This is a genomic window from Alteromonas sp. M12 (assembly GCF_037478005.1).
Lineage (GTDB): Bacteria > Pseudomonadota > Gammaproteobacteria > Enterobacterales > Alteromonadaceae > Aliiglaciecola > Aliiglaciecola lipolytica_A.
In genome coordinates this window covers 3,886,849-3,909,793 of sequence record NZ_CP144164.1, presented here as the reverse complement: position 1 = coordinate 3,909,793, position 22,945 = coordinate 3,886,849, and the positions used below count along the sequence as shown (strand labels likewise).

Here is a 22,945-nt window from a genome sequence, read left to right as displayed (position 1 = left end):
CCCTATAAGTTGTATGGGATAATGATAGCAAAACAAAAGCGCTAACATCTAAGAGATTTTAAATGAAACATTATTTACATTCATTTTTTTCCCCCAGTTCAATCGCCTTGTTCGGCGCAAGTGAGCGCGAATCATCGATCGGAAAGACGGTGTCTCTCAATTTAACCTCAGGTGAGTTCAAAGGACCTATTTATTTTATTAATCCTCGTCATGCCGAAGTCCTCGGTCGACGATGCTTCAACAGCATTTCAGAAATCTACAAACCCGTTGAATTGGCTATTATTGCCGCGCCCGCTTCGATTACCAATCAATTGATGGAAGAGTGTGGAAAATCAGGTGTGAAAGCCGCGATCATCTTATCTGCTGGGTTTGGAGAAGCCAATGAAGAAGGCAAAAAGCTTGAAGATGCAGTACAACAAACGGCTAAGCGATACAAAATTCGTCTTATTGGACCTAATTGTCTTGGCGTGGCTCGTCCGGTAACGGGTCTTAATGCAACTTTTCACAGTGGCGAAATTAATCAAGGTAGTTTGGCACTGGTGTCCCAATCTGGTGCATTGTGTACATCGATTCTTGACTGGGCTAAATCCCGTAAGTTGGGGTTTTCTGCGGTGGTATCTATTGGTTGTGCTGCTGACGTGCAATTTGGGGAATTACTCGATTACCTAACCTACGATTCACGAACTAAAAGCATTCTTTTGTATATTGAAGGCATCAATCATGCCCGCTCCTTTATAAGTGAGCTAAAACGTGCGTCTCGGGTGAAGCCGGTTTTAGTGTTGAAAGTAGGGCGACATAATAAAGGTACCATGGCTGCGCAAATGCATACTGGAGTAACCTCTGGAGAGGATGACGTATTTAACGCAGTGTTACGCCAAGCAGGCGCGGTGAGAGGGTATCGGGTTTTTGATCTCTTTGTTGGTGCGACAGTGTTGTCTACCAACAAACGTTTAGAAGGTGAAAACTTAGCAATTATCACCAACGGCGGAGGTCCAGGGGCTATTGCTGCTGACCGTGCAACTGATTTAAATTTAAATTTAATTTCGTTAAGTGAAGATACAGAAAAACAATTGAACCAAGTGCTGCCAGCCAATTGGTCTAAAGACAATCCTATCGATATTATTGGTGATGCAACGCCGGAGCGTTATCAGCAAGTTCTTTCCTTATGTTTAAAGGATAAAACTATGCATGGCATAGTGATTATTTTGTCTCCGCAATCAATGACGCAACCATTGCAAGTGGCCAAAGAAATTGTAGAAGCCTCCAAAAAATCATCAAAAGTTATTATTTGCTGTTTTATGGGCGGGGAAATGGTGGCTGAAGGAAGAACCTATTTAGAAGATAATCAAGTTCCAACCTTCACCACACCAGAAGCTGCCATTGAAGCATTTTCCTATTTGCGCAATTTTACTCGTAACCAACGTCTTTTATTGCAAGCACCCGATCCTTTGCAAAAGGAAGAAAAGGTCAATACTGAAGCGGCTAAGTCAGTCATTGAGCATGCGTTGAGTGAAGGGCGCACGGTCTTGACTGATTTAGAGTCAATGGCAGTCCTTGATTCGTACAATATTTCTACAACGCATGCTAGTTTGGCCCATGATATAAACGAAGCAATCCAGATTGCTAAAACCATCGGTTATCCCGTTGTGATGAAGGTTTACAGTAAAACCATTTCCCATAAGTCTGATGTGGGTGGCGTGAGATTGGGTATTTCAAACGACGAGGCGGTTAAAAATGCTTATCACGATATTATAGATTCGGTTTCCAAATACTTCCCCGAAGCGGAAATAAGTGGTGTAACAGTTGAAGCCATGTACATTAAAAAACGCAGCAGGGAAGTGTTGGTTGGCATATCTAATGATACTGTTTTTGGTCCAATAATTACTTTTGCTGCTGGTGGCATCGCAACAGAAATTATGGGCGACCGAGAGGTGGCAATCCCACCACTGAATAAAACCCTAGCCCGTGAGTTAATGAACAATACACGTATTGCCAAAATGTTAGGGGCATTTAGGCAACTTCCGGGATGTAATATGGGGGCCATTGAGCATGTCTTGTTACGTTTATCTGAAATGGCCTGTGAGTTGCCTTGGATTAAAGAATTGCAAATTAATCCGTTGGTGGTTGATGAATACGATGCTATTGCTTTAGATGCTAAAATTTTCATTGAAGCGCATTCGCAAACCGGACGTTATGACCATATGGCAATTCATCCGTACCCAATGGAGTTGGCAAAAACAGAAGAGCTTAGCTCTGGTGTGTTATTGGAAATCCGCCCAATTAGACCCGAAGATGCTAATTTAGAACGTCAATTTGTGAGTACTTTGTCACCCACTGCAAAGTATTTTCGTTTTATGCAAAGCATTAAAGAGCTGCCGCAAAGTATGTTGGTGCGCTTTACACAGATCGATTACGACTTAGAAATGGCATTACTGGCAGTAATCAGCAGCGGCAAAATGGAACGTGAAATAGGCGTTGCTCGCTACATCACCAATATTGATAAAGTAAGTTGTGAATTTGCTGTCGTGGTGGCCGATGATTGGCATCGTAAAGGCATCGCTGTGCGCTTAATGAATGCACTTATAGAAAGTGCCAAGGCAAAGGGGTTAGAGCGAATGGAGGGCATGGTTTTGGCTGAAAACACAGGAATGTTAGGTTTTTGCGAAAGTTTAGGATTTGAAATCAAGCGTGATCCAGAAGATCGCAGTATTTTCAATGTGGTTAAATATCTACAGCAGTAAACTCACAATGCGCGAGTTTATTGTTTTATCTGCAATAAGCTGAAAACAAATTAAAAGGTGACAATTATTTTGTAACAGTCCATAGTGGATATTGTGTAAAAGCAACGTAATCAATAAGTTATTTATTTTTTAACAAAAACTCGTTGCATAATTTATTGTTTTAAATATTAACCAACCTATGACACGGAGAGTTTCAACTATGTTTGTTCAGCTCAGAAAAATTTTATTGATTGTGGTAACTGTAACCGTCACACCACTGTCTATTGCCTTTGATTTTAGTGAATGTAGCGAAGATCACTGTGTGAAAACCTTCAAGGAATTTAAAAAGTATTCAAAAAAAGGTCACCCTAGCGCAATGGAGACATTAGGTAATTTTTATGTCACCGGATACGGTACGGATAAGGATAATTCGCGAGCGCTTCGGATGTACAAGAAGGCAGCTAAATGGAATCAGGCTACCGCACAGTATAAAGCGGGATTGATGTATATCTCAGGTGCTACGGACGACGACCCTAGCAAGGGAATAAGTTACCTGAAAAAGGCCGCTAAAAATAAAGTGTATGACGCAGCTTATGTCCTCGGTGTCGTTTATCTAGAAGGTGAGATAGAGGAAAAAGATTACGATGAAGCAAGAGAATGGCTAGAATTAGCATCTGAACATAATATGTCTAAAGCGAGTTATTTATTGGGCAAGATGTATGACAGCCAACTATTTGGTGCAGATCAACAAGATAAATCTATTGCTCTTTACAATAAGGCCGCTTATAAAATAGAAGCCGCTAGAGAACGTCTCATCGAATTAAATCAACCGCTTCCTCCAGGTAACGACAATAGCATAGAGCGTATTGTTGTTAACCCTCAAGACTTACAGGAATTCTTTATCGATCAACTGCAAATTCTGCGTAACACTCCAGCACCCAAAGTCGGGACCGGAAGCCGTATATCTGGACAAACTTGTGAAAAAATGATGTCTTGCGGCACCCTTGGTGGAGAAGATGCACAACGAATGCATACTGAAGTCCAAAGAGCCGTAGGAATGATTATATCCAGCAAATTCAGAATTGAATAAAATAGTATAAATTAAGAATTTCATTTGAGTTACTAGTCAAATCGAGGCTATGATTGTAAAAAAGCAATCTTTGTTGATAATGTCATCTCACTTTTGTGGATTTGATGACATTATCGCTCCCACCTGCTTTTACTCCGCTAAACTTAATTAAACACCCAAATATATGAAGTGACTAACTCGACAAAAAGGCCCAAAGCATCTTAAAAACTTTGCTGAAAATAGTTATAAGCATCAATAAACTCCAACAAGTTTCAATCCGCATAATTTCTGTTGCTAGCATTATTCCGATTTTGTAAGAATAGTTTTAGGTGTTGTTGGTTTTTGAATCAATAATTAACCTCATATTTTACTGAAATGTGCTATAAATAAGTTGAGGTAACGATTGGAACTTTCGAAATACGAACAGATTCCAAGTGGCTCCAGTTATGGATGTAGATTACAGAGCACAATAAAAAATGGTTTTAGAAAATAGTAGGGTTAAAAAAGCATTAGCCTTCCTCACAGTAATAATCTTTCTATTTTCAGTTGTTATGATTTGGAGTTTCTTTAAGCTCGACAAAAGTAGCCACTTCCATCAACTGAACATTCGTCATTTTAAACACACACTTGAATTGAATGGGTTAATTTCAGTTCCAAAACGCTTAGCGTCTGCAGGTAGCACGGCTGATATGACTGAGATTCGCTCTGTGATTGTGCGTATTCGTCAACAACCTTTTGAATGCCTTGAAATGGTTGGAGCTTCCGAACGATTTTTTATGGGCCTAATTGGCACCGATGAAGTCATTACATTGTGTGAGAAGGATTTGGAGATTGCCAACCAAACCTTGCAGGTAATAAGCCAATATGAAAACGGTGAGATTACGTCACAAAACGTGCAAGATCAGTTAGTTTTCGCCCTCAATGAATTTCGTAATAATTCAATTCTATTCGAACAGCCTGTTGAAAAAACGGTTGATTTCATCTCCCAAATTACCATTTTATTAATTGTGTTCACATCGATGATAGTGTTGTTTTTTACACATATCATTTCAAAGGCTGTAACTGCTGTTCTGAATAAAAGAGAAGAGGCAATGAAGGCCCTTGCAAAAAGCGAAGAACGCATAAAACAGCTAGCCTATAACGACTCTTTAACTGGTTTGCCCAATAGAAACTTATTAGAACACACGATTAACGCCGCCGTTGCTAAAGCACATAGAAATAAAGCTCAATTCGCTGTGATGTTTATCGATTTGGATCGTTTTAAAGATATTAATGATACCCTTGGGCACTCAGTGGGCGACAAATTGCTAGTTGAAATGGCCGAACGCATAGCGCATACCGTTCGCGAATGTGATTCAGTGTTGCGTTTTGGTGGTGATGAATTTGTTGCCGTAACGGATTGCTTCGAATTAGTTGAGACAATTGATAATATAGCCCACAGAATCATAGAAGCCGTTCGCCAACCAATCAAATTAGCCAACATGGAATCTTTTATTACCGCCAGTATTGGGATTGCCTGTTACCCTCAAAATGGTGAAGATACCAACTCACTTTTAAAGCATGCTGATGCCGCCATGTATCAGGCGAAAAATGCAGGAAAGAACCAATTTCAATCTTACGATATGCAATCTGGAAGTAAATTAAATCGCAGATTAACCTTGGCGGCGCAACTTCATCAAGCTATTAACAATGAGGAACTAAGCCTTGTTTATCAACCTATAGTGGCTCTTGCTGATAATCGTACTGTAGGAAGTGAGACGCTGTTGCGTTGGACTAATGCAGAAAATGGAGCTGTTGGACCAGACGAATTTATTCCAATTGCTGAAAATGCGGGGCTAATTATTGATATCGGAAGTTGGGTGATGGAACAGGCTTGTCAGCAATGTAAAATTTGGCAAGACGCAGGCGCTACTGAGCATGCCATGGCAATTAACGTTTCGACTCTTCAATTGAAAGATAAACGTTTTAGTCAGCGCCTGTCTGATACGTTAAGTCGGCTAAATTTAGCTGCCGATTCTATCCATATTGAAATCACTGAAAACAGTGCAATCACAGAAGATAAAGTTAGTGTTCAGACGTTATATGAATTATCTGAATTAGGAGCCAAATTGTTACTGGACGACTTTGGCACAGGTTACTCATGTTTAAGTTATTTAAAAAACTTGCCGTTTGATGTATTAAAAATAGATAAAAGTTTTATGCCTGCAAATAACACTATTGCATCAACAATCATCGCTATGGGTCACGAATTGAATATGGAAATTATTGCTGAAGGTATAGAAACATATCAATGCTATCAATTTTTGCGTAACTTGAAATGCCAGTATGGTCAGGGGTACTTTTTCCAAAAGCCAGTTCCGGTAAATCAGTTCGATATTTTTAAAAATTTCACCGCTCAAGCAGTGTGACACACAATATTCCGGATTTTCTACTTTAAAATGACCTTTGACTAGAGTTGGCTAATCAGCATAGGTGTATTGATTGTGTCTGTTTCCTCAACGTTATTTTGGACATAAAAAAGCCCACTAGTAAGTGAGCAAGGGTGCGTTGGGAATTACACCAAAAATATAACGTACTGCGGATTTTCACATTTTGTGGTTTGTCCGCAGTGAAGTTTGAGATTTTTTTGTACTAAGACGCCTGTTCAATAGTAATTAAGCCTTGTTTGTCCATAATCGAAGCGATTTCTGTGACACTTTCTGGATCATCAATAGTAGAAGGGATGTTATAAGATTCCCCTGCAGATATCTGGCGTAATAATTTACGCAGAATTTTACCTGAACGTGTTTTAGGTAAGCGTTGTACAACAATAGCACGGCTGAAACAGGCTATAGGCCCTATCTCATGTCTAACATTTGCAATCAACTCTGCTTGCAGCTTAGCTTCATCGATATCGACACCGTCTTTGAGAAGCACCATACCGATAGGCACTTGACCTTTTAAACTATCGTGAACACCAATCACACTGCACTCGGCAACTGCCGGGTGGGCGGCTAAAATTTCCTCCATTTCTCCGGTAGAAAGTCGGTGACCAGCAACATTGATGACATCATCTGTTCGACCCATGATGAAAACGTACCCATCTTCATCTTTGTATCCACCATCACCAGAGCAATAATATCCTGGATTTTGCGTAAGGTAACCGGCGACGAAGCGATCCTGATTGCCCCATATCGTTGGTAAACAACCTGGTGGCATTGGCAATTTAATAGCGATTGAACCTTGTTTGCAAGGAGGCATTTGATTGCCCTCATCATCTAAAATCTGCACGTCGAAACCTGGTACTGGTAAGGTTGCAGAGCCGGGTTTTGCTGGCTTGCTTTCAATTCCCAGCATGTTTGCACAAATCGCCCAGCCCGTTTCTGTTTGCCACCAATGGTCAATAACTGGCTTACCGGTTTTTTCGCAAGTCCATTGATAAGTCGGGGGATCGAGTCTTTCTCCGGCCATAAAAATAGTTTGAAGATTTTGCAACGGAAAATCGGCTAATAATGTTGCTTCTGGATCTTCTTTACGAATAGCTCGAAACGCCGTTGGTGCGGCAAATAAGGTTTTCACATTATATTCTTGTGCGACGCGCCAAAAAGCGCTGGCATCTGGTGTTCTGATTGGTTTGCCTTCGTAGACAATAGTCGTGCAACCTTTTAAAAGCGGTCCATAGACAATATACGAATGACCTACTACCCAACCTACATCAGATGCAGCCCAAAAAACCTCGCCTTGCTTCATGTTATAAACCGCATCCATTGAGTAATGCAAAGCCACAGCATGTCCGCCATTATCTCGAACTACGCCTTTGGGTTTGCCGGTGGTACCGGAAGTGTACAGAATATACAATGGATCTGTGCCTTTCACCGGCACACATGAGGCTGGTGTCGCTGCTGAGATGGCAGTGTGCCAATCTAGGTCACGACCCGCTATCAGTTCTGCTTTTGACTGTTCTCGTTGTAGCACGATACAGTGCTCAACTTTATGTTTCGCTTGTCGAATAGCTTCGTCAACATAAGGTTTATATTCGATAATTTTTGATACTTCGATTCCGCACGAAGCCGTTACCAACACTTTAGGCTCAGCATCGTCAATCCGCATTGCTAACTCGTGAGGGGCAAAACCACCAAACACGACTGAATGAATTGCTCCTAAGCGAGCCACTGCTAACATTGCAATAACGGCCTCAGCAACCATTGGCATATATATAACCACACGATCGCCTTTTCCTACGCCTTGTTCGGCTAAAACCCCTGCAAATAGCGCAACTTCGTCTCTAAGTTGACGATAGGTGTAACTGCTTTTTGAATTTGTGACGGGGGAATCGTAGAAGATCGCAATTTGCTCGCCTAGCCCTTGCTCTACGTGGTAATCCACTGCCATATAACAGGTATTCATTACGCCATCTTCAAACCAGCGATGAACCCCGTTGTTATCCTTACTCAATATGTTTTGGGGCTGGTTGTACCAAGGTAACTTCGATGCTTTTTCCATCCAGAATTTTTCTGGTTGAGTAATAGATAGGTCGTATTCACTTTTATAAGACATTTTGTTTCTCGCATTTGTAAGTTAACTCGTATCTTCTTTTCTACTTCTCTTGAAATTTGATTTGTAAGTCATCTTGAAAGTTTTCAGTTGTTAGATCATACAAGGGCAGGGAAATAAAGTAGATAAGACCTTGGGCGTATATAAGTCGTAATTTTACTGCGACGTTTTGATTATTAGGCTAACCGAGGGGGATTCGAGCTGAAAGTACGCCCGCCCTTAGATTGTTGGCTTTAAGCTTTTGCTGTGGCGCGTTCCTATGATTAGACTCAAGTCATTTTCGCGACTGAAAAATAAATAGCTAAGATGATTTTATGCTGGCGCTTATAGGTTTTGTAGTCACAAGTAGTCGTGTAACGTCTAATTTTTTGAAGTTTGTGTTGAAAGTTTACGGTTTCTATTACGGGTTGTGCTTTGGTGAGCAAGGGACACACAATAACCCAGTCTTTTATACAATATTTTCCATAGGAATTAGGTATAATGCATTGCTTATGTCCTATCCTATTCCAGCAAAAATCACCGAACAGACCTATGAGGTCAAAAAGAGCAAGTTTATCGCCTGTGCTAGTTTCGCAAACAGTCGAGAGCAGGCTATGGAGCAACTTGCGTTAATAAAATTGCAATATCCCGATGCCCGCCATCATTGCTGGGCATACTTATTAGGTAACCCTGATTCACCTGCTAGTGTTGCTATGTCTGATGATGGGGAACCCAGTGGAACGGCTGGAAAACCGATTTTGAATGTACTCCAGCATAAAGGTATCGGCGATATTATGCTGGTTGTTACTCGTTACTTTGGTGGCATAAAACTAGGTGCTGGCGGGTTGGTAAGGGCTTACTCTAATTCTGCCCAACAAGTAATCGAAGCATTGCCCATTCAAGAGCAAATAGTGTTATTGCCTTTGCATCTGCTAAGCGACTTTAAACATGAACAATTTATACGGCACCTTACAAACCAGCATCATGGTGTAATCGATGAATGTGAATATGCGGAAATGGTGCGAATTCAGGTTTCCCTTCCTGATGCTGAAATACCTGCTTTTATTGCAAGTTGCCACAACGTAGGAATTCAAGTTATTCAATCATAAGAAAAAGTTATCCCAATGTATTTATAAATGTGTTTCAAATAGAAAACCAAAATCGAATTATTTAGTGAATATTTTAACTGCTTAATATGTATAAATAGCCTGTCCAATATAATTCCTCGTCGCCCTATATCCCTTGCTATCACTGCCCTTAGATGTAATTTGTCGTAATAATTGTGTTGTTCATCTCATGAATTTATTAAGAGTAACTTATCAATTTGATATTCTATATAAACAATATGAATAACTATTTCACAACATATACGGGCATAGTATCTACATTAAATCATTTAAATTAGGAGAGGGTATATGCCTGTTATTGCTTTTCCAGCTGAGTGTAAGCCTGGTGAGAAGCGTTGCTCAGTAATGCCAATCAACGTAAAAGCTTATACGCTATTAGGTGCTGATGTTTGTATCCAGTCGGGTATAGGTGAGGCGATTCACATTCAGGATAGTGATTATCAAGACGCTGGTGCAGAAGTTATCACGGACCGAGATGAATTGTTAAAAAAAGCAGATATTGTACTTAGTCTACATAAACTTACAGCAGATGAGATTAGTTTGTTAAAACCAGAAGCGCTCATTGTTAGCTATTTGGACCCTTTCAATGAACAGAGTTTTGTAGATAAGTTATGTTCAGCCAATATTACTAGCATCAGTATGGAAATGATCCCCAGAATCAGTCGCTGCCAAAAAATGGATGCGTTGAGCTCTCAGGCGAGTTTAGCTGGGTATGTCATGATAATGCAGGCAGTTAATACACTCGACACAGTATTACCTATGATGATGACTCCGGCAGGTACCTTGAAGCCAGCCAAAGTGTTTGTGATTGGTGCTGGAGTGGCGGGTTTGCAAGCAATCGCCACTGCGAAGCGTCTAGGCGCTAGTGTGACCGCATTTGATACTCGCTCAGTTGTTGCTGAACAGGTTCAATCGTTGGGCGCTAAATTCCTTGATATAGATCTGGGGCAAACTGGCGAAACCGGTCAAGGGTACGCGCAAGCATTAACCCCTGAACAGATGCAAATTCAACAACGTGAACAAGCTAAATGCATAGCCGATTCAGATATCGTTATCACTACTGCACAATTGTTCGGTCGTAAACCTCCACAATTAATCGATGACGCTACTATAGCAATGATGAAACCCGGTAGCGTCATTGTTGACATGGCTGCGGAAACCGGTGGCAATGTAGCAGGATCAGTGGCTGGAGAAGTAGTTGTTAGACATGGGGTAAGTTTGGTTGGAACTGGCAATTGGGCTAATGGAGTGGCTAAGCATGCCACGCAAATGTATGCCAGCAACTTATATAATTTAATCAGTGAGTTTTGGTCAAAAGAAAACAACCGATTTGAATTGGATGTTGAAGATGAAGTCCAGTCTGGTTGCATCATTACCCACCATGGGAATGTTGTAAATAAGATGATTCAATCGTTCTACGAACAAGCTAGCAACCAGCAGGAGAAAGCATAGTGGAAGCCATATATTTATTATTTATTTTATTGTTGTCGATTTTTGTTGGTTTCGAATTAATTCAAAAAGTTCCGGCTACTTTGCATACACCTTTGATGTCTGGTGCTAATGCTATTTCAGGGATTACTTTAGTCGGCGCATTGGCCTTGGCTGGAGATGACAGTTTAGGTCAGTACGCTGAATTTTTAGGGGCTTTCGCGGTTTTTCTAGCCACGATTAACGTGGTCGGTGGTTATTTAGTTACCGATCGCATGCTTGCCATGTTCAAGAAAAAAAATTGATCCCAACTGAAGATTAAGAGGACTTTAAAATGATAGAAACTACTTCGACTTCAGCGTTGGTAATTAATCTTACTTATGTGCTGGCAGCCGCGTTATTTATTTTTGGATTAAAACTTTTAGGTCATCCATCATCTGCACGAAAAGGTAACTTACTCTCAGCGGTAGGGATGCTTTTAGCCATTGTTGTCACCTTGTTTGACAAGAATATAGTCAGTTTTGAATGGATCGCTATTGCGATTGTTGCCGGCAGTATTGTTGGCTTCTTTGCCGCAAGATTAGTCGCGATGACGTCGATGCCAGAACTGGTTTCATTGTTAAATGGCATCGGAGGACTTGCGAGTGTGTTTGTGGCGTGGTCAACAGTGGAATCAAATGGCCAACTTTCTGGCTTCGTGATGTTGGTTACTTTTCTTGCGTTATTAATTGGTGCAGTAACCTTTTCCGGAAGTTTGGTGGCTTGGGCAAAACTAAGTGAGCGGATCACAGGCAGAGCGGTAACCTTTAAAGGACAGGTGATTTTCAATTTACTGTTAGTCACAGCCATTTTATTTAGCGGGTATTTATTTATTGCGCAACCAGAGTTTTCACCTGGTTTTACCTTGGTGTTGTATAGCGTGATGGGCTTAGCTCTGCTGTTCGGTATTATGCTAGTTCTGCCTATTGGTGGAGCAGATATGCCGGTGGTTATCTCGCTGTTAAACAGTTATTCGGGTTTAGCGGCCTGTGCTGCAGGATTCGCACTGCAGAATAATATTCTCATTGTAGCCGGATCCTTAGTTGGGGCCAGTGGCATAATTCTGACCAGTATTATGTGTAAAGCGATGAACCGTTCATTATCAAACGTCCTATTCAGTGGTTTTATGCCGGTTGTAGAGTCAACTATGGTAATTGAAGGCGAAGTAAAACCTTTATCTGCAGATGACGCTTATTACGTTTTAGAAGCAGCGCAGTCAGTGGTTGTTATTCCTGGTTACGGTATGGCTGTGGCTCAGGCTCAACATGCGATGAAAGAATTACAGGTGTTACTGGAAGAAAATGGAGCGGAAGTGGCTTATGCCATTCACCCTGTTGCCGGCCGTATGCCTGGACACATGAACGTACTTTTGGCTGAAGCTGACGTTTCTTATGAGCAATTATTCGAAATGGATGAAATCAACAAACGTATCGAAAATTTTGATGTGGCAATGGTAATAGGCGCAAATGATGTGGTTAACCCCGCGGCTCGCGAAATGAAGGGCAGCCCTATTTATGGTATGCCTGTTATTAACGCTGATTTGGCTAAAAACGTCTTTGTACTGAAACGAGGTATGGCATCTGGTTTTGCTGGAGTTGATAACCCGTTGTTCTTTAAACCAAATTGCCGCATGGTATTTGGTGATGCTAAAGAAACCTTAGGTGCCATCATAAGGCAGTTCGCTGATTAATTTCAGCCTCGATTTGATGTAATACCACTGTGCACTTTTCATCTGGAAAGTGCACATTATTCCTCCCTTCAGCTATTTTAGTATTCCATTTTAGTGTTATTTAACAGCTATTGATTAGATGCACTTTGACATGCTGGACTGCTCTACTTTACAAATACCCTTACCCTAGGATTCAGCTGACACTAAAGCTGTGCAAACATATGAAAATGTAAACCTAAGCTCGTTGCAGCCTGTAATTTTATGTACTTAGACTTTATACACATTAGGTAGGGCTGTGACTAGGAACCGGCACAGCCAAACACAATCAAAATTCGACAATGTGATGCCTGATGCCTACTCCAGCTTAAAAACTGACTCGCTGCGCTGGTTACTCATCTTGTTTATTGAAATAAACGCAGTCTTTAAAAAATTATATGTCCAGCTAAAGCAATAATAGGCAAAGTAACAATAGTGCGCAGGATGAAAATAACGAATAGTTCGCCAAAATTAACTGGGATTTTACTGCCTATTAGCAGGGCACCCACTTCACTCATATAAATCAGCTGACAAACCGACAATGTCGCAATAACAAATCGGGTGAGATCAGATTCAATTGAACTGGCTAAAATTGATGGAATAAACATGTCGGCAAATCCCACCACTATTGTTTTAGACGCTTCAGTGGCTTCTGGTATCTGTAAAAGTTCGAGAAAGGGAATGAATGGCATGCCTAAGTAACTAAAAATAGACGAGTGCTCTGCTAGTATCAGAGCAATAGTGCCAATAGCCATCACCACTGGAATTACACCGAATATCATATCGACAACATTTTTGATGCCTTCTATAAATACATATTTAAAACCGCCCGCTTGAGATGCTCGAGTAAGCGCTTGTTCAATACCCCATGAAAAAACATGGTGTTCTTTAGGCACAGTTTCATCATCCGCATGTCTTGGTGATTGATCAATGTAATGGTCTTTTTTCCAAGATAACGGGGGTAATTTGGGGACAATAATGGCGGCAACGATACCTGCAAAACTAATGGTAAGGTAAAAAGGAATAAATAAATGTTCTAATTTTACCTGCGTAATCACCACTAGACTAAATGTGATAGAAACCGCCGAAAAAGTAGTGCCGATGACTGCGGCTTCGCGCTCGGTATAAAACCGTGACTCATATTGCTTTGTGGTCATTAAAATCCCCACACTGCCATCACCTAACCAAGAGGCCATACAGTCAATAGCGCTTCGCCCCGGTAGGTTAAATATCGGGCGCATAATTTTGGTCATCAACGTGCCGCAAAATTCGAGTAGCCCGAAATTAAGCAATAATGGCAGTAACATACCGGCGAATAAGAATACTGAAAACAACACAGGAATTAAATCATTGAGTACCAAGCCACCTGTATCACTAGAGGTAATGATGGTGGGCCCTACTTGAAGGTAGGTTAACAGAATAAATACAGCGCCGAGCACTCGCATGAGTAACCAAAAAGGTGTGACCGTCAGCAGGGTATTAAAAAATGCACTTTGTTGCACGGCTCTAGGTTTACACAAGGAAACAACACTTGATGCTATGGCCATGAAAATCACGATAATCGTCATCACAAGTTGAATGTTCTTGCCCATTTCGGCTTGTAATGCTTTGGAGGCGACTGCAATGGGAATAGTAATGGCACCATCAATACTAATGGGTGCCATAAACAGTAGTAATCCAATGAGGGAAGGGAGGGTAAAAGTCAGTAGTGTCTTTAGACTGTGTTGTTTATTCAATTTTATTACACCGGAATATTTAAGGTGGAAATCACCCTTTTTTCAAAGGCGATTAAACCTGCTTTATTGTGACAATTATGTCTCAGCAGTGTTGTTTGGGAGGCAAGGTTAACCGCTTATTTGGGCTATGTAAAATGTTAACTTATGCATTCGCAGACGCATGTGGATAATGCATAAAAATAGTCTGATTAGTAAAAACCTAGTGCTTAGCAATGGTAGCTATAGCTGAATAACGTAGATTAAAGATTCCTGTTCATTTAACAATCTGAATCGGCTAAGTCGCTTTGGTTTATTCAAACCCGGTAGCGGCTACAGAAGCGTTGTCCTGAATATAGCTATTATCCCTCGCTACTTTCGATTTGAACGGTCACCGGGGATTCAGCATTGCTTTGCACAATAGCAGGGGAGGCACTTGCTTTGCGTGCCAAATTATGTGAAAACATGAAGGGTAAATATGGAAAATATGAGGCAAGATACATATTCATTTTAGGGCAAATGAATTTTTATTTGCCCTGTACTTACTAGAGGAGAACCCGATGACGGATTGGCTTGAGTCACCCCTATTGACATTATCAGACGTGGAAAGATTTGAGACTGAAATGCCGCTTCTAGATCGTCTTGCTGGAGACAGTGTGTACGATGTCTTCGTCCAAGCAGCTGAGCGCCATGCTAATCGAACCGCATTGACGATGCTGATGACCGGAGATGACGACGAACAGCCTCGCCGAGTCAGTTACGCCGAGTTACTGGAACTTGTTCATCAGACGGCTAACCTTTTCACGAGTCTTGGTGGCGAGCGGCCCGGAGTCGCGTTCATGTTGCCGACGCTTATCGAGACCCACGCCGTTCTGTGGGGCGCGGAAACTGCAGGTTACGCGGTTCCGATCAATTTCCTACTTCAACCGGAGCACATCCGCGGTCTGATTGAAGCCTCTGGGGCGAAAATTCTGGTCACGTTCGGGCCACATCCGCAGCTCGATATCTGGGAAAAGTCACTCGAGTTGAAACAACAGATGCCTGATCTGATCGTTGTGCGCGTCGCTCCGCCAAGCACTCCGGCTGTTGATGGCGTGATTGATTTCTACGCCGCGATTGCGGCTCAACCGACCGATAGATTGACTTTCGAAAAACTTGGCAGCGGTACTGACGTTGCTGCGTACTTCCATACTGGAGGCACAACAGGCGTGCCAAAACTTGCTGCCCACACCCACGTGGGCCAGCTCACAGCCGCATATGGCTGTGCCGCATTAATGAACCTCGAGTCTGCTGACGTTGTGACCGGCACGCTTCCAATGTTTCATGTCGCGGGCACGATCCTAATCGGTATCAGCACATTCATCGCTGGAACAGAGGTAGTTATCATGTCGCCATCTGGACTGCGCAATCCTGCGATGGTCAATAATTTTTGGCGGATCTGTGAACGTTATGGTGTCACGGTCGCTGGTGGCGTGCCGACGTCAATCGGTGCGATCATCCAAGTTCCTGTCGATGGGGCAGACATCAGCTCAATACGAAGCGGACTCACCGGAGCCTCATCGCTTCCTGTTTCTGTGCGCGAAAAGTTTGAGTCGATCACCGGCATACAACTCAAGGAGATCCTAGGCATGACCGAGGCATCAGGTCTCATCTCTTGCAATCCGTTCAAGGGCCAAGGCGGTGCCGGTTCGGTGGGATTGCGTCTGCCGTACACTAAAGTAACCGTTCGCCGCCTCGAAGACGATGGTTCACTTGGTGCGGAATGCGAAGTCGGTGAAATCGGCGTGCTGACCATTGCTGGGCCAACGGTCTCACCGGGCTACCGGAACGCCGAACAAAACGAAGGGACCATAGTCGACGGTGTACTCAACAGTGGTGACCTCGCCTACACTGACGCTCAAAGCAGGATTTACATTGCGGGACGGTCGAAGGATCTGATTATTCGCAGTGGACACAACATCGATCCGCTGATGATCGAAAATACCCTTCAGCGCCACCCAGCGGTGGCGGTCGCGGCAGCAGTGGGGATGCCAGACGTATACGCCGGCGAACTGCCGACCTGTTACGTGCAACTTCTCCCGAACATGACTGCCACCGAAGACGAACTCAGAGCGTTTGCCCAAACCCAGATCAGCGAACGGCCCGCATGGCCCAAACATATTCATATTGTTGACTCAATCCCAGTCACGGCGGTTGGAAAGATCTTTAAACCAACGCTTCGTCGCGACGCGGTCAAGCGCGCCGTCGAATCTATCCTCACCCAGAATAAACTCACTGGTGACGTCAATGTTACCGTCGGTGGTCCACGAGGAATGCGAGTCGAGGTTAAACTGTTTGGCGCTCAGCAAAGCGACGCTACACGACTTCAGGATCTGTTGGATGCCTATTTGTTTGAAGCGACGGTTACCAGCTAGGCATTGGCAGTGAATGTAAGTCGCAGAAAAGACCGGCAACTGTTACACAGGGGGCGTAGATAGCGGTGATTAGAATGTAGAATAAAAGCAGCCTTTAAAAGGCTGCTTGATTTGCAAAAAATTTCCAATTAGTTACCCATCAAAATGTCCCACTTTTGTATATAAATCTTTGATTGATTGCTCATTGGTTATATCTACAATATGGTCAACATTTCCTGAGCGACCTGCGGCTGTTACAGGATTTTGGTTTGTAACACTCCAGTCCGGCCATTTAGGCTTGTGAACCTAAATGCTCCTTGTATCGATACACGGGGGTATTGCTTCCAAACTTGACTCAGATATCACAACGTTTTATTGTCAAACAAAACATATGGTTGACCTTAAATGTTGAGTGAAATTAACACCCTAAACAGCGGAAAGCGCGAGCGCATTTGGGCCAAGCCCCGCGAGTACTTTCCCGATGCTTTTGCTTGATATGGTAAGGTTAACTAACCCTTGTATATTTATATTCGCATGAAACTACTGCTGCACACAAACCGCTTAAACTAAGGCAAATTAAACCAGAAATAAAACTAGTAAAGCTTAGCGACCAAACAACTTCACGATACCCTAGAGTAGACATTGAAACTATTGGGCTATTGGGGTCTCCTGCAATAGTTTGGGGACCTGCAAATATACTTAAAATGAGAAGCCCTAAGGTTGCAACAATTGCTAGGTAACCAATTGCCCCTATAAGCCGCGACGCCAATAACAGTGTAAATAGGTTCTCGGTTTTAATATTTGAATATGGGTATAATTTCATTTAAATCCTTTTGGATTCCACTATAGCTCTCGACTTTATCGGCGTTATAACACTATTAATAAGCCGCAAATGCGCGTGTTTAAACTCGGGCCTTGTATGTATATAAATTTTACCTATTTTAATCATAGAGTATAACTTTTTTCAATATATAGGCTTTTTCAGATACCTACTTTTTTCTCTTTAAAAATTCGGCAATTATCCGTGGGCTTGCATATGTCTGGTATTGGACGCTAAGATTTTAAACAATCACAGCAAGCGATGGTGCAGTGACATTGATTTATTGAAGTTTGAGTGTTTGAATCTTTGAATGTTTGCTTGGGGCAAGATCCCGACCGTCGCTGGTTAATACAAGTCTCGTCGATAACGTCCGTTTGCTAACAATGCTGATGTATTTTCCTGCCCTAGATACTCGGTTAACACTTGATGAACGCCGTCACCCATTCCAGCTTTATTACCACAGACGTATATGTCAGCTCCTTTATGCACCATGGTTTTCAGTTTTTCTGAATTGATATGAATAATATCTTGCACGTAGGCTGGCTCTTGAGGGGCTCTTGAGTACGCAAAATGTAAATCAGTAATCAAACCACTTTGTTGCCAACTCTCCAATTCACCCTTGAGCATATTGTCGTTTTGTGGGTCGCGTTCGCCATAAATCAGCCATACCGGCCCAGTTTTTCTTTCAATCGCTCGTTGTGCGAGTTGCGCACGTAAGCCCGCTAATCCGCTGCCTGCGCCGATCAAGATTAATGGACGTATTGCACTTTTAATGTGACAGCGACTATTCGCGCGAATAGTTCCTTTGGAAATATCGCCAATTTTACTGAATTGAGTAAGCCAACCGGAGCCGATTCCAGGTTTACCATCAGGGGAGGTCTGTAGTCTGACAATTAATTTAAGTACGTTTTCATGGTGTGCAGAAGCGACTGAGTATTCTCTATTTGGCAGAGGGACTAATGAGCTTAACCAAATCGCTGGGGGAGTATGCTTAGAAGTAAAACGCTTTGGCAATACAACAGTGCTTAAGTGTTGTTTTAGCGGCTGACTCAAGCCATCTTTAGTTACCAGCATACGACCATCTAGCTGATGTTTGTTTAACCAATTCTCAATATTTTTTGCATCATTGCGTGGCTGAATAGAAATCACATCACCAGCTTGCCAACTAGGAAGTTCAGATTTCACGCTAAAAGTGAGTAAATACAAAGGCGGATTATCACTTTTAGGATTGAGACATTGGCGGTCGATGAGTTGCCAATCGCAGAAACGATCCGCTGCCTGTTCAGTTTCAGTTAGCGGCATATTTTGACTATCAAGTTCAATCACTTCAGCTTTAGATTTAGCGCCCAAATTGGCTAAACCGCTATGCAAATTGTGACCAAATGCACAAAAGTGTTCATATGTGCTATCGCCTAGAGCAGTGACTGAATATTGTAAATGTGACAAATCAATAGCTGACTTTTTGGATAGTATATCTTGATAAAAACGCTGACCATTATCTGGTGGCTCGCCGTTTCCGTAGGTGCTGACCACAAAATGGGCCTGTTTAGTGGCCTGCAAGGTTTGTTTGTTAACTTGGTCAAGAGGCAGTAAATTGACTGCCTCTTGCGTGCCGAGTTGTTGGGCTTTTTTAGTTGCTAATGCTGCAGCCGAACCACTTTGACTGGCATAGGCAATTAACGTTGAAGCGGCTAAATTAATTTTAGGTTGCGTGCGCTTGTTGCGCACATACAACCCGATACACCAAAATAACCACGCTAACGTTAAAAAAAACGCCAGACTAATTCGCACTGTTTCGTTCAAAAGATATCTTCCGAGTTTGGTTACATTGGTAACACTTCAAGTGTTGCTGCGTAACTTCCTGTGCGCTTAGTTGCTGGCGCTGAAACCTGTTCATCTTCATATTCAGCTTCTAAAAAGTAACGTCCAGCAGTTGGCCAAGTTACTACAAATTGACCTTTATCGTTGGTGGTTAGTTTAATTTCGTTTTGTTGATTACGGTAACGAACTCCATCAGGAATGATTTCAATAGTGGCACCTTTTGCGGGTTTGCCATCAATTAAAAGTGTAAATGTAGCGGCCTCACCGGCATATAAATCATTTGGGTGAGTCAGCGGGACCATTTCTAATCCTTGATTGGTAGGGGCAAAAACGTCGTCGCTTGGTGCACCTAAGGTTACAAAGGTTTCAACCCGACGATAACTGCGGCTAACTCGTAATTTTTTTGCGTCCTTAGGAACAGCTGTGGCGAATTCAGAATCCTGAGCTGTTTGTCCACGTCTTGGCCACATTTTACGTTTACCATCTTCGTCTTCCCACATAGCACGTAAACCGCCGCTGCTGGTGGCTAGCTTGTATGTGCCTTCTTGATTCAATTGAATATCAAAGGTACTGCGATATTGACCTTTTGCCGCATTTAGAAGTTCTACGGCGTTACCTTGAGGTCCATATGCCTTCACGCCGGCTAGATTCATGGCTACGTGATCAGGAAAAAATAATGTATTGGAAATTGCTGCGTCAAAGGTCACATAAGGCGCATCGCCTGACAATACTGTCGAACTAGGCAACATCCATGCTCTATGCGCTTGGGCTTGCATCGCGACTGAAGCAGTTAGCATGCCCGCAGCTAAAAGTTTTAATAAATGTGTGGTTTTCATGTAATTTACTCCAGTAAATGGTTAATCGTTAGTCTGTAAATTCAAGCTAATATTACCCAGCTCTGATTTACCGCTTTTATAAATAGGTAAAGTAGAAGTATCTAGCGGTAACGTCAGTGGTATCTCTATCAACTCTCTGCCACCGACTTCTCGTGCCGCTTCAATGCGTAATTTATAATCCCCAGGCTCTAGCCCTTTCAATTCATCTTTATCTAGGTCGATACTAATTTGATGACTTCCTGGGCCTCTTGTGGCCGACGTTAGGCCATCGTAGGGTAAATTCAAGCTGCGCCCCCCTCTGCGCCACCATTGGCGCATGTCTTTCAACCATTCCTGACCTTCATTGTCTGCCATCTTAACGTCATACCATACTGCGATTTGGGTAGATTTTCGGGCCTTGTTTTCCAACCAAACGGCGACGTAAGGACTATGATATTCAGCTACATTTAACTGCGGGATATCGATCTCAAGTGCTAACTTCTGACTATTCGCATAACTAGAAAACATGCTTAAAGTAGCGCTTATAATTAATAACTTTTTGGGTATGAACATATAGTTACTCTTTTAGTGAATAAACAGCAGCATAAGCACTAGCGGGATTAACACTCCTAAAGCCGCTAATGGCGCTGTTGACTGCCTATGGGAAGATTGACGCCACAACAAAATTAAGCCAGTGCCACTAAAAATAATGCAACCACCGGCAAAGATATCGATAAACCAACGCCAAACCGTGCCGCTGTCGCGGCCTTTATGTAAATCATTGAAGTATGCTAACCAGCCTCTGTCCGTATCTTCGTAAACAAATTCCCCAGTTTCGGCATCGAGGGCCAACCAAGCGTCGCCCCCAGGACGGGGCAATGGCAGATAAAATTCTGTGCCATCCCATTCGCTGCTGTAGTGACTTGGCAGAACAATTTGATGATTTGAATAGAGCCAGTCTTCGATTTCAACAGATAGCTTTTGCGGTTGTTCACTTGCACTTAACCACTGCTTCATAATGACATCTGGCACCTGTTCTTCTACGCTATTAAATGTAGGTTGGGCTGGTATGTCAGCTGCATGGTTAAGGGTAATGCCAGTTACTGCGAAAAGTAGCATACCCACCATACATACAGAGGCGCTAATCCAATGCCACTGCCTAACTGTACCCAATGAAAATCCCATTGCCCTACCTTATGTCTAATATTGTTAAGCTAATTTACTTATAAACTTAATGGCACCGTCTGAAACATCAATGCCATTTAACAATGCTGGCAACCTCGATTTTTGTTGATTTGCGAGGGCTAAAATTTATCGCCGAAATACTACATAAAATTAACCGTAATGTAAATATGAATACGAACCATTCTCAATAGAGGGCGTGGAGAGGGGAGAAATTGCGTGTTACTGGATAATTTAATTAGGTTTTTTGCGGCTTTAAACAAAAAAGACCTTTTAACTAAAAGGTCTCTTAAACTATAAATGCTATTTAAGTTGGATTGTGTAAATTGGCTTTATTGAGATTGAGAAGGAAGTTCAGATTGAAATTTGACAATTTGATCTAACAACCCAATCAGCAACTGAGCTCCGGTTCCTGATGCAATTCCATCAAATACGTTTTCGACATTTTTACCTTGCTGACCACCTGCTAAATCACTCACTGAGCGTATTACAATCCAATCTACGTCATTTACAAAACACACTTGCCCAACTGCAGCTGATTCCATTTCTGCGACTTGCGCATCATAGACCCGTTGTAGCCAATTTCGATATTCGGCATTATCTAAAAACACTGAGCCGGTAACTCCATTACCACCTACCTTTATATTGATAGGGTGTCCAGAAGGCATTTTTATATCGTCCATTGAAGATAGGGCTTTGTGGGTTAAATCTAATAGTTCTGGGGTGACGGTGAAATAGGGCATCTGTCGCGGTTCTGACCAGCCTTGTTTAATCACTGACATTTCTTCAGGATGAATAAAACCAATATTTTCATATGCAGGCGCATTAGGATCATTCTGTTCACGTTCCTCGTAGCGTTTTAGCGCATGTTCGTAATAGTCTGGCAGTATATAACCCCCTTTATTATCTGCTTGTGGATTAGCGTAAACGGATTCATCATGAAAGTACCAACGTTCAGGAATGGCGATGTCACCGGGTTGAAAAGCCGGGTTCACGCCACCTGCTATTCCCATCATTAAAACTCTATCAATTGGAAAGTAGTCTAATGCCATTTGCATCGTCATTGCTGCGTTAGGCACGCTAATGCCGGTGGTAAAGATCACAATAGGCTCACCTTTAAAGTGTCCTAACTGATATTTAACGCCTTTTATGGTCAATGTTTGCTCAATCTGGGCATCAGGTATTTTCGAAAAAGCCGCGTCGATAGCTTGGATCTCTGGTGAATATGCTGCGACTATTGCGGTCCATTTTTCGCCATTTGGAAACTCTCTAGGACCATATTTTTCTGCGTTTTGCGGTGAAGCAAAACAATTAACAGTGAAGATAACAATAAACAAGGTAGAAATTTTGAACATTTTTGGGATCCTGTGAAGGTTTGAACACGTCTAATCGCTAGCAGGTTGCTCGATTTGAATTTGAAACAGTGTCTAACGAGATTAATAGATCAATCAAGTGAAGTCTTTGAAGGATATGGAGCAACAACAGGACATCATTAAAAACGTCAGAAACAAAGTAAGTGCAGCTCAAAAAGCAAAAAGTACACCAAATTTAGAGTTTAAAATTTATGTTGAAAATATTCCCCAAATTGAGTGAGTTATGAGC

General features: G+C 42.2%; 16 protein-coding genes and 1 pseudogene. 9 read left to right on the top strand and 8 right to left on the bottom strand.

Annotation, left to right across the window (positions count from 1 at the left end; all coding sequences use genetic code 11):
* The first annotated feature begins 62 nt into the window (after nucleotides 1-62).
* The 3 genes from VUI23_RS16735 to VUI23_RS16725 all read left to right on the top strand — a co-directional run bounded on the left by VUI23_RS16735 (nucleotide 63) and on the right by VUI23_RS16725 (nucleotide 6,197).
* Entirely contained in the window at nucleotides 63-2,741 is a 2,679-nt protein-coding gene (locus VUI23_RS16735; RefSeq protein ID WP_303499365.1) for a bifunctional acetate--CoA ligase family protein/GNAT family N-acetyltransferase, read from the top strand.
* Between the two features lie 199 nt (nucleotides 2,742-2,940).
* Entirely contained in the window at nucleotides 2,941-3,810 is an 870-nt protein-coding gene (locus VUI23_RS16730) for a tetratricopeptide repeat protein (protein WP_216049591.1), read from the top strand.
* Nucleotides 3,811-4,340: 530 nt separating this feature from the next.
* Nucleotides 4,341-6,197 (top strand): EAL domain-containing protein, encoded by a 1,857-nt coding sequence (locus VUI23_RS16725; protein ID WP_342805066.1) that lies wholly within the window; start codon nucleotides 4,341-4,343, stop codon nucleotides 6,195-6,197.
* Between the two features lie 223 nt (nucleotides 6,198-6,420).
* Here the strand turns inward: VUI23_RS16725 and VUI23_RS16720 are convergent, their stop codons facing one another.
* The gene (locus VUI23_RS16720) at nucleotides 6,421-8,325 is read right to left on the bottom strand and encodes a propionyl-CoA synthetase (RefSeq protein ID WP_342805065.1); all 1,905 of its coding nucleotides are present in this window, start codon (nucleotides 8,323-8,325) and stop codon (nucleotides 6,421-6,423) included.
* Nucleotides 8,326-8,813: 488 nt separating this feature from the next.
* Between VUI23_RS16720 and VUI23_RS16715 the strand changes: the two genes are divergently transcribed.
* The 4 genes from VUI23_RS16715 to VUI23_RS16700 all read left to right on the top strand — a co-directional run bounded on the left by VUI23_RS16715 (nucleotide 8,814) and on the right by VUI23_RS16700 (nucleotide 12,585).
* Nucleotides 8,814-9,410, top strand: coding sequence for a YigZ family protein (locus VUI23_RS16715; RefSeq protein ID WP_303499425.1), 597 nt, complete (start codon nucleotides 8,814-8,816; stop codon nucleotides 9,408-9,410).
* A 306-nt stretch (nucleotides 9,411-9,716) separates the two neighbouring features.
* Complete coding sequence (locus tag VUI23_RS16710; protein WP_342805064.1) at nucleotides 9,717-10,880, top strand: NAD(P) transhydrogenase subunit alpha; 1,164 nt, start codon at nucleotides 9,717-9,719, stop codon at nucleotides 10,878-10,880.
* Nucleotides 10,880-11,161: an NAD(P) transhydrogenase subunit alpha gene (locus tag VUI23_RS16705; protein WP_216049596.1), complete on the top strand. Its 282-nt coding sequence runs from the start codon at nucleotides 10,880-10,882 to the stop codon at nucleotides 11,159-11,161. The genes VUI23_RS16710 and VUI23_RS16705 overlap by 1 nt, the downstream gene beginning before the upstream one ends.
* Before the next feature lie 29 nt (nucleotides 11,162-11,190).
* On the top strand, nucleotides 11,191-12,585 hold the full coding sequence (locus tag VUI23_RS16700) for an NAD(P)(+) transhydrogenase (Re/Si-specific) subunit beta (RefSeq protein ID WP_216049597.1): 1,395 nt from the start codon (nucleotides 11,191-11,193) through the stop codon (nucleotides 12,583-12,585).
* A gap of 401 nt (nucleotides 12,586-12,986) precedes the next feature.
* Here the strand turns inward: VUI23_RS16700 and VUI23_RS16695 are convergent, their stop codons facing one another.
* Nucleotides 12,987-14,264, bottom strand: coding sequence for a YjiH family protein (locus VUI23_RS16695; protein ID WP_342805063.1), 1,278 nt, complete (start codon nucleotides 14,262-14,264; stop codon nucleotides 12,987-12,989).
* A 608-nt stretch (nucleotides 14,265-14,872) separates the two neighbouring features.
* Here VUI23_RS16695 and VUI23_RS16690 point away from each other — a divergent pair.
* On the top strand, nucleotides 14,873-16,726 hold the full coding sequence (locus VUI23_RS16690) for an acyl-CoA synthetase (protein WP_342805062.1): 1,854 nt from the start codon (nucleotides 14,873-14,875) through the stop codon (nucleotides 16,724-16,726).
* A 138-nt stretch (nucleotides 16,727-16,864) separates the two neighbouring features.
* On the opposite strand, the pseudogene VUI23_RS16685 reads toward VUI23_RS16690, so the two are convergent.
* From VUI23_RS16685 to VUI23_RS16660, 6 genes and pseudogenes are all read right to left on the bottom strand, one after another.
* Nucleotides 16,865-16,981, bottom strand: a pseudogene (locus VUI23_RS16685) (short chain dehydrogenase); the annotation flags it as partial.
* A gap of 889 nt (nucleotides 16,982-17,870) precedes the next feature.
* On the bottom strand, nucleotides 17,871-19,328 hold the full coding sequence (locus tag VUI23_RS16680) for a flavodoxin domain-containing protein (RefSeq protein ID WP_342805061.1): 1,458 nt from the start codon (nucleotides 19,326-19,328) through the stop codon (nucleotides 17,871-17,873).
* 20 nt (nucleotides 19,329-19,348) lie between these two features.
* Nucleotides 19,349-20,182 (bottom strand): DUF4198 domain-containing protein, encoded by an 834-nt coding sequence (locus tag VUI23_RS16675; RefSeq protein WP_342805060.1) that lies wholly within the window; start codon nucleotides 20,180-20,182, stop codon nucleotides 19,349-19,351.
* A gap of 21 nt (nucleotides 20,183-20,203) precedes the next feature.
* Nucleotides 20,204-20,734, bottom strand: a complete 531-nt coding sequence (locus tag VUI23_RS16670; protein WP_303499374.1) for a DUF2271 domain-containing protein — start codon at nucleotides 20,732-20,734, stop codon at nucleotides 20,204-20,206.
* Nucleotides 20,735-20,746: 12 nt separating this feature from the next.
* A complete protein-coding gene (locus tag VUI23_RS16665; protein ID WP_342805059.1) occupies nucleotides 20,747-21,346 on the bottom strand; it encodes a PepSY-associated TM helix domain-containing protein in 600 nt (199 codons plus the stop codon).
* 329 nt (nucleotides 21,347-21,675) lie between these two features.
* Entirely contained in the window at nucleotides 21,676-22,698 is a 1,023-nt protein-coding gene (locus tag VUI23_RS16660; RefSeq protein WP_342805058.1) for a 5'-methylthioadenosine/S-adenosylhomocysteine nucleosidase, read from the bottom strand.
* Nucleotides 22,699-22,795: 97 nt separating this feature from the next.
* Here VUI23_RS16660 and VUI23_RS16655 point away from each other — a divergent pair, with 97 nt between their 5' ends.
* Nucleotides 22,796-22,936, top strand: a complete 141-nt coding sequence (locus VUI23_RS16655) for a hypothetical protein (protein ID WP_342805057.1) — start codon at nucleotides 22,796-22,798, stop codon at nucleotides 22,934-22,936.
* The last annotated feature ends 9 nt before the right edge of the window (nucleotides 22,937-22,945 follow it).

Bases quoted from the DNA above. Each gene is read 5' to 3' on its own strand.
- VUI23_RS16735 (WP_303499365.1), top strand. From the start codon at position 63: ATGAAACATTATTTACATTCATTTTTTTCCCCCAGTTCAATCGCCTTG.
- VUI23_RS16730 (WP_216049591.1), top strand. From the start codon at position 2,941: ATGTTTGTTCAGCTCAGAAAAATTTTATTGATTGTGGTAACTGTAACC.
- VUI23_RS16670 (WP_303499374.1), bottom strand. From the start codon at position 20,734: ATGTTCATACCCAAAAAGTTATTAATTATAAGCGCTACTTTAAGCATG.
- VUI23_RS16695 (WP_342805063.1), bottom strand. From the start codon at position 14,264: ATGGCACCCATTAGTATTGATGGTGCCATTACTATTCCCATTGCAGTC.
- VUI23_RS16725 (WP_342805066.1), top strand. From the start codon at position 4,341: ATGATTTGGAGTTTCTTTAAGCTCGACAAAAGTAGCCACTTCCATCAA.
- VUI23_RS16710 (WP_342805064.1), top strand. From the start codon at position 9,717: ATGCCTGTTATTGCTTTTCCAGCTGAGTGTAAGCCTGGTGAGAAGCGT.
- VUI23_RS16675 (WP_342805060.1), bottom strand. From the start codon at position 20,182: ATGAAAACCACACATTTATTAAAACTTTTAGCTGCGGGCATGCTAACT.
- VUI23_RS16665 (WP_342805059.1), bottom strand. From the start codon at position 21,346: ATGGGATTTTCATTGGGTACAGTTAGGCAGTGGCATTGGATTAGCGCC.
- VUI23_RS16720 (WP_342805065.1), bottom strand. From the start codon at position 8,325: ATGTCTTATAAAAGTGAATACGACCTATCTATTACTCAACCAGAAAAA.
- VUI23_RS16715 (WP_303499425.1), top strand. From the start codon at position 8,814: ATGTCCTATCCTATTCCAGCAAAAATCACCGAACAGACCTATGAGGTC.
- VUI23_RS16700 (WP_216049597.1), top strand. From the start codon at position 11,191: ATGATAGAAACTACTTCGACTTCAGCGTTGGTAATTAATCTTACTTAT.
- VUI23_RS16660 (WP_342805058.1), bottom strand. From the start codon at position 22,698: ATGTTCAAAATTTCTACCTTGTTTATTGTTATCTTCACTGTTAATTGT.
- VUI23_RS16690 (WP_342805062.1), top strand. From the start codon at position 14,873: ATGACGGATTGGCTTGAGTCACCCCTATTGACATTATCAGACGTGGAA.